The 14,775-nt window shown below is 39.5% G+C and carries 13 protein-coding genes; 4 read left to right on the top strand and 9 right to left on the bottom strand.

Annotated elements, in window-relative coordinates; translation table 11 throughout:
• Positions 1 to 284: 284 nt before the first annotated feature.
• Positions 285 to 1,925 (bottom strand): NAD+ synthase, encoded by a 1,641-nt coding sequence (locus VGE44_RS15495; protein ID WP_331080799.1) that lies wholly within the window; start codon positions 1,923 to 1,925, stop codon positions 285 to 287.
• Between the two features lie 109 nt (positions 1,926 to 2,034).
• On the opposite strand from VGE44_RS15495, the gene gldB reads away from it, so the two are divergent.
• Complete coding sequence (gene gldB, locus VGE44_RS15490) at positions 2,035 to 3,063, top strand: gliding motility lipoprotein GldB (protein ID WP_331080796.1); 1,029 nt, start codon at positions 2,035 to 2,037, stop codon at positions 3,061 to 3,063.
• A gap of 12 nt (positions 3,064 to 3,075) precedes the next feature.
• Positions 3,076 to 3,849 carry a patatin-like phospholipase family protein gene (locus VGE44_RS15485; RefSeq protein ID WP_331080794.1) on the top strand — a complete coding sequence of 258 codons (774 nt, stop codon included), beginning with the start codon at positions 3,076 to 3,078 and terminating at the stop codon, positions 3,847 to 3,849.
• A 49-nt stretch (positions 3,850 to 3,898) separates the two neighbouring features.
• Here VGE44_RS15485 and VGE44_RS15480 read toward each other — a convergent pair whose 3' ends face one another.
• The 8 genes from VGE44_RS15480 to VGE44_RS15445 all read right to left on the bottom strand — a co-directional run bounded on the left by VGE44_RS15480 (position 3,899) and on the right by VGE44_RS15445 (position 10,062).
• Complete coding sequence (locus VGE44_RS15480; RefSeq protein WP_331080792.1) at positions 3,899 to 4,108, bottom strand: hypothetical protein; 210 nt, start codon at positions 4,106 to 4,108, stop codon at positions 3,899 to 3,901.
• Between the two features lie 67 nt (positions 4,109 to 4,175).
• Positions 4,176 to 5,057, bottom strand: a complete 882-nt coding sequence (gene atpG, locus VGE44_RS15475; protein ID WP_331080790.1) for an ATP synthase F1 subunit gamma — start codon at positions 5,055 to 5,057, stop codon at positions 4,176 to 4,178.
• A gap of 68 nt (positions 5,058 to 5,125) precedes the next feature.
• Positions 5,126 to 6,700 (bottom strand): F0F1 ATP synthase subunit alpha, encoded by a 1,575-nt coding sequence (gene atpA / locus VGE44_RS15470; protein WP_324486757.1) that lies wholly within the window; start codon positions 6,698 to 6,700, stop codon positions 5,126 to 5,128.
• A gap of 91 nt (positions 6,701 to 6,791) precedes the next feature.
• Complete coding sequence (gene atpH, locus VGE44_RS15465; protein WP_331080787.1) at positions 6,792 to 7,331, bottom strand: ATP synthase F1 subunit delta; 540 nt, start codon at positions 7,329 to 7,331, stop codon at positions 6,792 to 6,794.
• 79 nt (positions 7,332 to 7,410) lie between these two features.
• Positions 7,411 to 7,923, bottom strand: a complete 513-nt coding sequence (locus tag VGE44_RS15460; protein ID WP_305363446.1) for a F0F1 ATP synthase subunit B — start codon at positions 7,921 to 7,923, stop codon at positions 7,411 to 7,413.
• Positions 7,924 to 7,996: 73 nt separating this feature from the next.
• A complete protein-coding gene (gene atpE, locus VGE44_RS15455; protein WP_090705041.1) occupies positions 7,997 to 8,215 on the bottom strand; it encodes an ATP synthase F0 subunit C in 219 nt (72 codons plus the stop codon).
• Between the two features lie 46 nt (positions 8,216 to 8,261).
• The gene (gene atpB, locus VGE44_RS15450; protein ID WP_331080781.1) at positions 8,262 to 9,335 is read right to left on the bottom strand and encodes a F0F1 ATP synthase subunit A; all 1,074 of its coding nucleotides are present in this window, start codon (positions 9,333 to 9,335) and stop codon (positions 8,262 to 8,264) included.
• A 472-nt stretch (positions 9,336 to 9,807) separates the two neighbouring features.
• A complete protein-coding gene (locus VGE44_RS15445) occupies positions 9,808 to 10,062 on the bottom strand; it encodes an AtpZ/AtpI family protein (protein ID WP_331080779.1) in 255 nt (84 codons plus the stop codon).
• Between the two features lie 298 nt (positions 10,063 to 10,360).
• Here VGE44_RS15445 and VGE44_RS15440 point away from each other — a divergent pair, with 298 nt between their 5' ends.
• Positions 10,361 to 12,970 (top strand): tetratricopeptide repeat protein, encoded by a 2,610-nt coding sequence (locus VGE44_RS15440; RefSeq protein WP_331080777.1) that lies wholly within the window; start codon positions 10,361 to 10,363, stop codon positions 12,968 to 12,970.
• Between the two features lie 12 nt (positions 12,971 to 12,982).
• On the top strand, positions 12,983 to 14,775 hold a 1,793-nt coding region (locus tag VGE44_RS15435), incomplete at its 3' end, for a transglycosylase domain-containing protein (protein ID WP_331080775.1).

The following is a 14,775-nucleotide window of genomic DNA, read 5'->3' as shown; positions in this document are numbered from 1 at the left end:
GTAAGCCCCGTTTTTACAAATAAAAAAACCTCCTTTCGGAGGTTTTTTTATTTGGTCTGGAGTATTGACACTTTCAACTCTCAATTATCCACCAATAGTGTCCGGTTAAAGCTTTTGTACTTCGACCCCAAAGGGGTCGTATATTTATAGAAACGTTATAAATTCTCGTTTCCCGACCCTGAAGGGGTCGAATGTATTTAAAATTCACATAAGACCCCTTCAGGGTCACTAGAATGATTCCCAATTGATTCTCAACTCTCAACCCGATAACCATCGGGCCTCAACTAACTAAGGTATTTCCCCACAATCGGCAACCTCCTGCCCATCCCAAAAGCTTTAGGGGAAACCCGTAAAATTGGTGGAGCCTGGTTTCTTTTAAATTCGGCAACATTAACCATCCGGAGTACTTTCTTTACCAGGATTTCATCAAATCCCTGTTCAATTATTGCTGCGGAGCTCTTCTTAAGTTCGATGTATTGAAATAATATTGCATCCAGAATATCATATTCAGGAAGTGAATCTGAATCTTTTTGTCCGGGGCGCAGTTCGGCTGAGGGTGGTTTTGTAATACTATTTATCGGGATTATCTCCCTTTCACGGTTAATATAATTTGACAATTTATATACTTGTGTTTTATAAACATCGCCAAGTACCGCAATAGCTCCTGCCATATCTCCGTATAGCGTGCCATAGCCTACGGCACACTCACTTTTATTGGAAGTATTTAGTAAAATATAGCCAAACTTATTCGACATCGCCATTACAATAATTGCCCTGCTCCTTGCCTGTATATTCTCTTCTGCAACATTAAAAGGCAGGTCTTTAAATACTGGCTTCATCATGTTTTCGAATGCTGAAGCTGCTTCCCGGATCGGTATAATTTCATGTTTACACCCCAGGTTCTTAACCAGATCCAATGCATCCTGTACAGAATGGCCGGTAGAAAACTCTGATGGCATTAGCACTGCCATCACATTTTCAGGGCCAAGAGCTTCTGCAGCCAGAGCACATACCAGTGCCGAATCTATTCCACCTGAAAGTCCCAATATTGCTTTGCTGAAACCTGATTTCTGGAAATAATCCTTAATTCCGAGTATCAGTGCATCATGAACCTGATGAATATCGTTCTGGGCATCATGAACTCTGGGCTTAAAGCCTTTCACTTTCCGGTCTTCAAACTCATATATCTTCAGGTCTTCTGAGAAATAAGCCATTTCATCCAGAAGCATCCCGGAATCATCAAAAACCAATGAACCACCATCGAAAATAATTTCAGTCTGTGCTCCAACCTGATTTACATAGAACAGTGGCAGTTTGTATTTCCGGCAATTATCCCCTAGGATCCGTACCCTTTCTTCATCATGATTATACGCAAAAGGAGAAGCGGCAATATTTATCATCAGATCAGGCTTCTCCTTGATCAGTTCATCCATGGGGCAAATTGTGTACATTGGATTATCATTGATATTCCACAGATCCTCACAGATTGTTAAAGCAATTTTATGCCCCATAAAATCTACACAGCCGAAATCTACCGAAGGTTCGAAATAACGATATTCATCAAAAACATCATAATTTGGCAATAAGGCCTTATTCACAATTGCCTTAACCTCTGTATTTTCTATGAACCATGCCGAATTGTAAAGATCCTTCCCTTCGATCTTAGGATTTGGCGTTGGGAGACCGAGAATACAGGCTATATCCGTACAGGCAGCTGCTATTTTCCTTGCTGAATGCTCAGATAGTTCTATAAACTCAGAAAATTCAAGAAAATCCCTTGGTGAATAGCCACATACAGACAACTCTGCGAAAACTACCAGATCAGCACCCTTTTCACGCGCATCCTGAATAGTCTTTATTATTTTTTGTGTATTATGTTCAAAGTCGCCAATAATGTAATTTAGCTGAGCTAGCGCAATCTTCATCCTGTAATTCGTTAATATGAAAAGCTATGAATTTTTTCCGGTCTGTTTAAGAAGCAGGACAGTAAATATTTCATGAGCATTTTTATAATTTAGCAGATAATATGTATCCATGAGACACTTCCAAATTTACCTGTTTTTTTTTACATGCCTTACAGCTCTTTCCTGCAATAACAAAAAGTCACCGGATATCAGCAAGATCAAAATCAGTATTCCTATTGAGCGGTTTGATCAGGAACTCAATGGTGTAAATCCTGATTCCATTGAAGTAAAAGTTCCCGATCTCAGAAAAAAATATACATGGTTCTACGATGATTATATGGAAAAGATGATCAGCGCAGGAAATACCACTGACACGACTTATTACAGCAATCTCCGTACTATACTTCGCAATAAGGATTACCTGGAACTCCGGTCAACAGTAGATAAAACATTTCCTGATTTGGATAAGCAGCAACTCGAACTGGATCAGGCCTTCAGATATATCCGGTACTATTACCCAAAACAGAAATTTCCCCGTCTCATCAGCTTTATTTCAGGATTTGCAGTACAAACACCGATTGGTAATGATTATATCGGAATTGGTCTCGACATGTTTCTGGGAAAGAATGGCGACCGGTTCTATCCGGCATTAAGACAGAGTATTCCTCAATACATTTCCAGAAGATTCAGTCCGGAGAATATTAGCCCGAGGGTAATTGAGGCCTTTATTCGTGAAGAGATGTTCCCAGAGAATGATGCGGATCGAAATCTGGTCTCAAAAATGATCTACAATGGCAAAATTCTATATTTCATGGACGCAGTTTTAGGAGATACTCCTGACACTCTGAAAATAGGCTATACCACAGAACAGCTACAATGGTGTAAGGATTCTGAAGCAGGAATTTGGGCATATCTTCTCGAAAACGAACTTTTGTTTGAAAGTGATTATCTGAAAATTCAGAAATACCTGGCTGAAGCGCCATTCACCCCCGGGATTGGTGAGAACTCCTCCTCTGCTCCAAAACTCGGGGTATGGACCGGTTGGCAAATCGTCAGACAATACATGGAAAAGAATCCGGACATTAGCCTTCAGGATCTAATGCTTGAGAAAGATGCGCAAAAAATTCTTGCCGGATCTAAATACAAACCGAGAGATTAATGGCATAAGCAAATGAAAATAGGTCTGGTGCTTTCGGGAGGTGGAATACGCGGTGTGGCACATTTAGGTGTCCTCCAGGCTCTTACAGAAGCAGGAATTAAGTTTGACAGAATCAGCGGAACCAGTGCAGGCTCCATTGTTGGCGCACTCTTCGCTCAGGGCATTGAACCTGCCGAAATCCTCAAGGTCTTTATGAAGACCCACCTTTATAAATACATCAGACCTGCTTTCGGGGCTAAAGGACTGATGTCACTGGATAAAATCAGGACTCTGTTACTGGAATATCTTCCACACGATTCATTCGAAGGCCTGAAAATTCCTACAGTAATTACTGCTACAAATTTCAATGAATGTAAAGTAGCCTATTTCCGTTCCGGTGAATTAATCAATCCCATATTAGCTTCAAGTGCTATACCTGTCTTTTTTAAACCAATCCATATAGGCGGAAAAATTTATATAGATGGTGGCATTTTAAATAATTTCCCGGTTGAGCCAATACGATCAGAATGCGATTTTATTATCGGTTCATCCTGTAATCATCTTCCTGAAACAGACAGAATTGAAAGCTACCGCAGGCTCGTAGAACGGTCTATTATCATGTCGATCAATTCAGATATGGCTCTTAAAGCAGAATACTGCGATGTAATAATAGAGCCCCATGGTATGGGGGCAACCAGTGTATTTGATGTGAGAAAAACGGAAGAGATATACTGGTTAGCTTATGAAGCGGCTTTAAGAAAACTGAAAACAGATTCTAAACTTAAAAGTCTGATTGCCGCAAAATAAAAAAAGGCCCATAACCGCTAGGATATGAGCCCTTCACCTTAAAACAAGTTTATTTTAATATTTTCAAAACTGATCTTAAGCAGATAATAATTCCAACAACCCAAATAATGTTCGACACAATGTCGATCATAGGCCATGTACCGGTAAAACGTAAAAATATACCGATAAGACCAATTACTATACCAACAGTAATAGTAGTATAATGTGAAGGATCGTTAGCTTCAGTGGTAGAGTTATTGTTGTTTGATGTGTCTTCCATTTCCTTTTATTGAGAAAGTATAAATTTACAAATCTATTTTACAGTTCAAAACTGAATCTGCTAAATGTTAGCCGTTCGATAAAGCAGCTGCACCACTTACGATCTCTGTCAACTCAGTTGTAATAGCAGCTTGTCTGGCCTGGTTATAAGAAAGTTTTAAAGCTTTCAACAAGTCGCCCGCATTCTCTGTTGCCTTATCCATTGCAGTCATACGTGCACCATGCTCGGAAGCATGTGAATCAAGAACGGCTTTATAAACCTGAGTCTTGATTGACTTAGGGATCAGTTGTTCAACGATCTCCTCCTGTGAAGGTTCAAGTATATAATCAACCTGTGTTGTTTTCGCAGTAAGGTTATCCGATTTAGGTACAGGTAATAATTGCTCAGTGGTAAGGATCTGAACAGCAGCATTTCTGAATTGGTTATACACCAGTTCAACCCTGTCGTAATCACCTTTAGCAAAAGCAGCCATTATAGATTCAGTAATCTTAGAAGTATTTTCGAAACTCAGATCACTGAATAATTCATTGTTATTACCAATGACTGTAAATTTTCGTTTCTCATAAAAATCCTGAACTTTTTTACCGATAGCAACAATGTGAACATTGCCTTTACGTAGTTGTTCTGAATATTTTTCTGAAATCAGATTATTGGTTGTCTTGATCACATTCATATTGAATGCTCCTGCAAGACCACGATTAGATGAAATACTGATAATCAATACTTTATTCGGCTCACGCTCCTGAGTATATGGAGAATTGGAACCGTCCATACTTGCAGAAAGATTCGACAGAATGTCTTTCATCTTATTTGCATAAGGACGCAGCTGAATAATCGCACTGGTTGCCCGTTTCAACTTTGCTGCAGAAACCATTTTCATGGCCTTGGTGATCTGCTGAGTTGAGCTGACAGATGCTATACGATTTCTTACTTCTTTTAAATTAGCCATTTTTATTAGATGCGAGATTTGAGATTTGAGATATTAGACACATGCCCAATCTCAAATCTCATATCTTATTAATATTTATCACTTAGCTCTTTCGCTACTGTTTCCAGAGCACCTGTAATAGCATCATCAAGTTTACCGGCTTTCAAACCCTGTAAAGCTTCAGGATGACGTTGTTCCAATTGTTGAATGAATTCCGCTTCGAAAGCTTTCACCTTATTAACCGGAACATTTCTCATCAGGTTCTTGGTACCTATGTAAAGAATTGCAACCTGCTTTTCAACTGTCTCAGGAGAGAACTGTGCCTGCTTTAACAATTCCACGTTACGCGCACCTTTATCCAATACGGATTTAGTAGCCGCGTCAAGGTCAGAACCAAATTTCGAGAACGCCTCCAATTCACGGTACTGAGCCTGGTCAAGTTTCAGGGTACCTGCAACTTTCTTCATCGATTTGATCTGCGCATTACCACCTACACGTGATACCGAAATACCTACGTTAATAGCCGGACGAACACCTGCATTGAATAAGTTAGACTCCAGGAAGATCTGACCATCGGTGATCGAGATCACGTTCGTTGGAATATATGCAGAAACGTCACCTGCCTGAGTTTCAATGATCGGCAAAGCAGTTAGGGAACCTCCTCCTTTAACGATATGCTTAATTGATTCAGGAAGATCATTCATTGACTGTGCAATTGAGTCGTTCTGGTTGATCTTTGCTGCACGCTCCAGTAAACGGCTGTGCAGGTAGAATACGTCTCCAGGATAAGCCTCACGGCCCGGAGGACGACGTAATAAAAGAGAAACCTCACGATAAGAAACAGCCTGCTTTGAAAGATCATCATAAACGATCAATGCCGGTCTGCCGGTATCACGGAAGAACTCACCAATTGCAGCACCGGCGAAAGGAGCGTAGAACTGCATTGGAGCAGGATCAGCAGCAGAAGCCGCAACGATCACAGTATATGGCAATGCACCATTTTCTTCCAATACTTTTAAAATCTGGGCTACTGTAGAGTTTTTCTGACCGATTGCCACATATATACAGAATACAGGCTTACCTGCTTCATAAAATTCTTTTTGGTTGATGATAGTATCAATACAAACCGCAGTTTTTCCAGTTTGACGATCACCAATCACAAGTTCACGCTGTCCGCGGCCAATTGGAATCATCGCATCAATTGCTTTGATACCAGTTTGCAATGGCTCAGTAACCGGCTGACGATAGATTACACCCGGTGCTTTACGCTCCAAAGGCATCTCATACGTTTCGCCCAGAATTGGCCCTTTACCATCAATTGGCTGACCAAGTGTATTAACAACACGGCCAAGCATTCCTTCACCAACTTTGATGGAAGCAATTTTATTGGTACGTTTTACTGTAGCGCCTTCTTTGATCTCATCAAAAGCACCCAGCAATACGACACCCACGTTATCTTCTTCAAGGTTTAATACGATACCCTGTAAACCGCTATCAAATTCAACCAGCTCTCCTGATTGAACCTTAGTTAAACCGTATACACGTGCGATACCATCACCCACCTGTAACACGGTGCCAACCTCTTCGAGTTCAGCCTCCGACTTAAAGCCTGACAGTTGTTGTCTTAAAATCGCCGAAACTTCATCTGGTCTTACCTCTACCATAGTAGTATTTTTTGAGTTTTATATTGTAAATCTTACGCCCCCTACCCCTATTAGGAAGCAATCAAAAGCCCTGTTAAGGATTTGGGGTTAATTAGTTATTTTCAAATTCCTTTTTCAGTTTATTCAGCTTGCTGGATAAACTGGTATCAAACTGCTTATCGCCAACTTTCAGAATAAACCCTCCAATCAGATCAGGATCAACCTGAGCCGAAAGGATAACCTCACCCTTTGTTGCCTGCTTTACCACATCTTCTATCTGAGCAATATTTTCTTTACTCAATGGAGAAGCCGAGGTTACAGTGGCCTTTACCACATTTTTAATAATGTTGTACTGACTGATAAATTCCTTGGCAGTTGCATATAAAATTTCTGAACGACCCTTCCTGATCACAATATGGAAAAAAGAAAGAATCATTTTATGCAACTTATCACCAAATAAGCCATCCAGAATATTTGCCTTTTTGTCAAGGCTTATAATCGGATTCTTTAGAATTGCCTGTAAAGCAGGATTTTCTCTGCATGTTCCGAGAAACAATTCAATATCCTTCTTAACCAGTTCAAGAGCATTCTGCTCAACAGCCAGGTCAATGATAGATTTTGCGTAACGCGATGCAACTTGTATTTCTGACATAGTGGTTGTTAGTTGTTGGTTGTTAGTTGTTAGTTACAGAGTTTTTCAAACTGTCAATTCTCAACTATCAATTGTCAACTCAATTAAGTTTTACTTCTTTCAACAGGTCATTCACAAGAGCCTGTTGTTTATCCTGATCTTCCAGTTGCTTACGTAATACTTTCTCAGCAATAGCTAATGACAAGCTTGAAACCTGATTCTTGATCTCTGCCATAGCAGCAAGCTTTTGGTTCGTGATCTCGTCTTTTGCCTTTTCGATCAATTTGGTTCCTTCAGTCTTAGCCTGATCTTTTGCATCATTAATGATCTGATCTTTAATTTCTTTGGCCTCTTTAAGAATGTTGTCTCTCTCTAAACGGGCTTCTTTTAAAAGATCCTCATTTTCGCTGATAAGCTTAGCCATTTCAGCTTTCGCCATTTCAGCTTTCGATAAAGCATCCTCAATTGAACGCTCACGCTCATCAAGTGCCTTTACAATCGGCTTCCATGCAAACTTGCTTAAAAGGAAGAACAGTATTAAAAAAGCTACTGTTGACCAGATAAATAAACCCGGATCCGGAGAAACTAATGGATTTAATGCCAGTAATGTCATTTTGTTATATTATTTAATAAATCAATCAAAACAATAAAATAAGGCCGGTGCCAATCGCACAAGCCTTATTTTTTTAGTTTACTTGTCCTGTTCCTAAGAACGCAACAACCACAGCAAACAGTGCTACCGCTTCAACGAATGCTGCTGCGATTAACATTGCTGTTTGAATTTTAGATGCTGCTTCTGGCTGACGAGCCATACCTTCCATGGCTTTTCCACCAATGTTCCCGATACCAATGCCTGCTCCGATAGCAGCTAATCCTGCACCAATACCAGCGATACTTCCTACGATCATAATCTGATTTTTAAATATATATTAAACAAAAAATAAATTCATATTAATGCTCAGCATGTTTCTCTTCAACCGCCATCCCTATAAATAAGGCCGACAGAATTGTGAAAATAAATGCCTGAATAAAACCTACCACTAACTCGATCACACTGATAAACAGAACAAACGGAACTGCAATACCTGCAACAAGAACCGACTTTAAGATAAAGATCAGAGAGATCAAACTTAAAATAAGAATGTGGCCAGCAGTAATGTTTGCAAATAAACGAATCATAAGGGCGATAGGCTTGGTAAACAAACCAATGATCTCAACCGGGATCATTAATGGATATAACCACCATGGAACATGAGGGGTAAATACGTGACCCCAGTAATTCTTGTTACCATTTACAGTTGTTAAAATAAAGGTACAGAGTGCTAACATCATAGTCACTGCAATATTTCCAGTTAAGTTTGCACCTCCCGGGAAAAAAGGAATCAATCCCATCAGGTTATTCAACCAAACAAAGAAAAATACCGTTAATAAATAGGGCATAAAACCTCTGTATTTATGACCTAACTGCGGCTTGGCAATATCGTCGCGAACAAAGATGATGATTGGCTCAAGAATAGACTGCAAACCTTTCGGAGCTTTACCTTCACGTTTCTTGTAAGCATTGGCAATCCCGATGAACACGATAAGCAAAATTGTAACTGAAATTAACAAAGAAACCACATTCTTGGTAATTGAAATATCAAGAGGCTTGGTATTCATGATCTCCCCTTTGTTGTTGTATGCGATGTAAGTTCCATCAGCACTTTTTACAGATTCAGGATAATAATATTTTCCGTGATAATAAACCAGTTTGGTGCCATTTACATCCAGCAATTCAGTACCATGATCATTATGTCCGAACTTATTAGAAAGAAAACTAACCAGTCCGTTATCAGTCCACAAAATAACCGGCAAAGGAAGCGCTACATGACCAAAAAAGTGCCACTCATGCGAATCCGCGATGTGATGAAGAATTACCTTGGATATATCCTCCTCCTTTTCTGGTTTAGTATCATGTGCCTCTGATGCAGAAGCATGTGTGGTATCTGATGATGCATGCTCCTGAGAAAAAGCGGAAAAACTCAAAAACGAAAATAAAACTGCACAAATAGCTATGCTGAAGAATTTTTTTGAATTGAAAATATGGCTCAAATCCATTTATTATAAGGAATTTACTTAAATTTTTGGTTGCGCAAGTTACATAACAAACAATATATTTCAAACACTGTATGAAAGAAATATAGATAAAAAAAATTGATGATAAATTTAAAGGGATCAACCGGGTTTGCATTGATGTAAACAAAGGCTATTATCATGCAAAAAAGCAACTTTATGGTAACACTGCCGAGCAATGCCTGACCGGATGCCTTATCACTGATTCTCATCCTCCAGGTAGCCAGGAGATAGATACTTAGGGTTAAAACTTCAAATATCCAGAACAGGGCCCAAAATTTTGGAATCAGGAACTTCATTTCCGGATAAAAGAATTGAAATACCAGGGGGGCTATGGCCAGGAAAATTGTGAACAGAATAAAATAAATGAAAAAACGATAAATACTCATGGCTTTAACTGTCTGATGGTCTGATAAATTGATAAAAAGACACCCAAAACACAGGCAATTGCCGTTACCCATTGCGTCTTATGTTCATAATACTGATCGGTCTTATAACCAATAAATGCCGATAGTCCGATAATAGCCATCATTTGAAAAGCCACACCTGTATATTTTACATAACTGTTCAGAGCCTGCTTTTCAGCTTCAATACCATCAGTCTTGTCATTATTCTTGTGATTCTCTTCCTTCTGCTCCATTAACTCGATTTTGTATTGCAAAATTATCAAAATATAAGCTGCATTCAGCGAAATAAATCAAAGCAGAAAATAGTTAGTCCCCCCGATTGAAAGAGTTTTATGACAGAAAGAGTTTATATTTATCAGGACAAATCCGTTACGATAAAATATCTTTGCAAAGATTCTGTTATATATTTCAAGCAAGATTAAATTGAATTCAAATATTCTGATTGCATTTCGTTTTATATTCCTAAGCTGCTTTTTTTGCTTTTGCCTGCTTTCATGCAGCTCACAGAAAGAAACTGTGGCCAGCCGGGGTATGCAGAATTTAACAGCACATTATAATATACTTTATAATGCAAAAGAACTGATCAATCTAAGTGAAAAAAACATTCAGTTAAATTATGCTGATAATTATGACCGGGTAATTTCTGTCTATAAAGAGCCCAATGAGAGTCTTTCACAATCAGAGTTAAAAAAACTGGATGATGCAATATTAAAGGCAAACACCATTGCCAATGAAAAGTCCCTGAGTAAGTATGTTGATGATGCTTATTTTCTAATCGCTAAGGCAAACCATCTGAAGTCTAATTTCTTCAATGCAGTTGAATTTTTTAACTACGTATATAATAATTATCCCGAAGGGAAAGAGATAAGACAGGCGGCACTGGCATGGAAAGCAAGGTCTCTGATTGCATCCGATCGTCTGGAGGAAGCTGAAAGCACTCTTGATACAGCCATCAGCAATATATTATCAGAAAAAAAATCTGTTGCTGATATTTATGCAACACGTGCTCAGCTTTACATTTATGCAAAGCAGGATGAAGAAGCAATAAACCTGCTCGAAAAGGCCCTGAAAACGGTCAAAAATAAACAGAAGAAGATCCGCTGGACCTATCTCACTGCTCAGTTGTATGAAATTACCGGCCAGGCACAGAACGCATTATCGAATTATACGAAAGTAATTAAAAGCAATGCCCCTTTCGATATGGCATTTAATGCGAACCTTAGTCGTATTAATCTTAAAACCGAACTCAGTGGAGATACTTCAGGAAGAACCAGAGAGATCATGGCTCTTCTTAAGGATGACAAAAACAGGGAACTTCTTGACCAGGTCTATTTTCAGATAGCCAATAGTTATGCCCAGGCCAATAATTTTGAAAAAGCAATTGAAAATTATAATCTGGCTGTATCGAAAAGCACAAAAAATTTAAACCTGAAAGGACTGGCCTATCTGGAGCTTGCCGAAATTTACTTTACTAAGTCGGATTTTCTAATGTCTAAGACCTATTATGATAGTACACTCATCAGCTTACCTAAAAATTACCCTGATTACCTTCTGATTAAAAAGAAAGCCGATAATCTGGAGGTACTGGCAAATAGTCTAAGCATAATAGCTCAGCAGGATACCCTGCAAATGCTGGCGCAATTGCCTGATGCTGAGCGCAAAGAAAGAATTGGCAAAATGATACAGGCACAAATCGAAAAAGCACAGACCAGCTCAGGAAGTCCTGTTGGTGGAAATGCATTTATGCCAACAACTCTAACTTCTTCCAATTCCAGAGATACGAGATTCTATTTTAATAATTCGGCGGCATTAAGTCAGGGTCTTGCCGATTTTAAGAAACGCTGGGGTCCAAGAAAACTGGAAGATAACTGGCGGCGAAGCCAGCGCACAGTATCTGAGATGCCTTCAGCGATTCTCCCGGATCCTGGCAGTGCTGCAAACCCTTTTCCGATCCAGGAAATAAAAACGGAGCCCGATATGGATTCCCGGATAAAAGAATATCTCCTGTTGGTTCCTGTTAGCCCTGAACAAAAGGCCGAGTCAAATCAGAAAATTGCATCTGCACTTTATGATATTGCCAATTATTATCGGGACATATCTGCCGATACTGCCGAAGCCGTAAAAACCTATGAACAATTATTAAACCGTTTCCCTGAAAATCAGAATAAACTGGCCGTTTATTATAATTTATACAGACTTTACAGCACCGCCAACAAGAAACGATCTGAAGAATACAAAAATATCCTTCTTACTAAATTTCCTGACTCCCCATTTGCAAAAATAATTATAGACCCGGATTTCAATCAAAAACAGGATGAGCAGGAAGCTGCCTTCAACCGGCTTTACAATGACATCTACGACTTATATGTAAAAAAGAATTATACAGAAATGCTTAATTCTATTGAAAAGTACAGACAAGTTTCAGGAGTACAAAAAGTGCCTGCACAATTAGCCTACCTAAATTCGCTGGCCATTGGGCATACTCAAAAACTTCCGGGTCTGGAAAATGCTTTTAAAGAGATAGTCAGTAATTTCCCCGACGAAAAACTAATAGTTCCTCTCATTAAGCAACATCTTGCATTCATCGATTCGAACAGGGTTGCAATGGCAGACCGGATAGTAGCGTTAAGTGACATGGATTTCAATAACAGATTTTTCCAGGAGGCTGAAATTGAGCAGCCTGCGATCTTAGTCGCTGAACCTAATGACAATAAGCCAATTGCCGATAATAAGGAGAAACCTCAAACCGTTATATTAGGAACTGAGTCAGAAACCGGCCTTTTCAGAAAGGATGATTCTGCTGAGCATTATTTCGTAGTGAATATTTCTGACCCTTCAGTTAATTTAAGCTCATCCCGATTTGGGATCGGGCAGTTTAACCGGGCCAATTTACCCGGATCAGCAATAAAACATCAATTAAAATCGGTTGCTAACCAAAATCAACTGATATTTGTAGGTCCGTTTGCTGGAAAAGAAGCGGTAACAACTTATTTTACTAATATCAGCCCCCTGATGAGGGCAATTATGAAAATACCTGTAGCCAAATACAATACCTTCATAATTAATTCTCAGAATCTCGAAAAAATAACTGATAAAGAAACACTCGACCTTTATGTTGAGTATTACAAAAAGAACTATTAATACAAGTTTTATATGAATACCAAGCTGACTCAGCATGATTTAAATCGCTATACTATCCTATTCTGGAAATGGATCCTGGGATTGATCGCATTTGGAGCTATACTGATCTTCAGCATCGGTCTGGGATTATTTGGCAGGCTACCTGATCTTCGTATGCTTGAAAATCCAAAGAGTTATCAGGCTTCCGAGGTTATTTCGAGTGATGATATTGTATTAGGCACCTATTATGTTCAAAATCGCTCTAATGTTCGCTACGATGAGATTTCCCCAAATGTAATTAATGCCCTGATCGCAACTGAAGATATCCGCTTCTACAGTCATTCGGGTATTGATTTCAAACGTACTTTTACGGTTATTTTTTATAACCTGGCAGGAAAACGACAAGGCGCAAGTACGATTACACAGCAGCTTGCTTTAAACCTGTTCTCAAAAGAAGGAAGATCCAGAAACTTTACCAAGCGACTGATTCAGAAATCACAGGAGCTCATTGTGGCTGTAAAACTGGAAAGGCAGTATACCAAGGAAGAGATTATTACAATGTATCTTAACACTGTAGATTTTGGATCTTACAATACATTTGGAATTAAATCAGCGGCCAGAACTTATTTCAGCACTACACCTGATAAGCTTAAACCTGAACAAGCTGCGATTCTTATCGGGATGCTGAAAGGCCCTTCACTTTATAATCCTCACCGTAATCCTGAAAGAGCCCTCAGACGCAGAAATACGGTTCTGGAAAACATGCATAACGCAAATTACCTCAGTGATGCTGAGGTAGAACTTCTGAAGAAAAGCCCTTTAAAACTGGCATTCAATCCTTCTGATCATAACGAAGGGGCTGCACCCTATTTCAGGGCGGTACTCAAGAAAGATATTCAGCAGACACTTGAAGAAAATTCGATCTACAAAGCCGATGGCACACCTTATGATCTGGATAGAGATGGGCTCAAGATCTATACAACAATCAATTCGCGAATGCAGAAATATGCAGAAGATGCTCAGAGGGAGTATCTAAAAACACTGCAGGTTCAGTTCAATAATTCATGGAAGGGCCGCGACCCTTTTAATATCCCGGAAGCAAAATTACTGATAAGTCAGGGCATGCGCCGTTCTGACCGTTACCAGCAACTAAAAACTGAAGGAAAGACCGAAGAAGAGATTCTCCAAAATTTCAGAACACCGACCCAAATGACCATTTTTAGCTGGAGAGGTGAAATCGATACGGTGATGAGGCCTGTCGATTCGATTAAATATTATAAACTCATGCTTCGGAATGCCCTTATGTCAATGGAACCCCAAACCGGTTACGTCAGGGCATGGGTAGGAGGTACGAATTACACCCATTTTAAATATGATCAGGTAAAAATGGGAACCCGTCAGGTGGGATCTACAGCAAAGCCTTTTACCTATGCTGTTGCTATTGGTAATGGCGGGTATTCGCCATGTTATACCGTCCCAAATGAGCCCGTTGGTATAGACGCAGGCGATGGCACTACCTGGTATCCCAAAGCTTATAAGCCAATACCAGGCGCGCTCACGCTTAAAAAGGCATTGGCCAATTCACAGAATTATATTACCGCCTATATGATGAAACAGGTTGGGCAGACCGCTGTTGCAACCCTGACAAAAAATATGGGTATTACCAGTGATGTGCCGGCAGTACCTTCGATTTGTCTGGGTACTTTTGACGCTTCTGTTTATGATATGGTAGGCGCTTATTCAGTATTTGTGAATCATGGTATATGGACAGAACCTATCTATCTTTTACGCATAGCAGATAAAAATGGAAACGTTATATACGAACG

The sequence above is a fragment of the Daejeonella sp. genome (assembly GCF_036405355.1).
In the GTDB taxonomy this organism is placed as follows: domain Bacteria; phylum Bacteroidota; class Bacteroidia; order Sphingobacteriales; family Sphingobacteriaceae; genus Daejeonella.
This window is presented reverse-complemented; position numbering and strand designations above follow the sequence as displayed.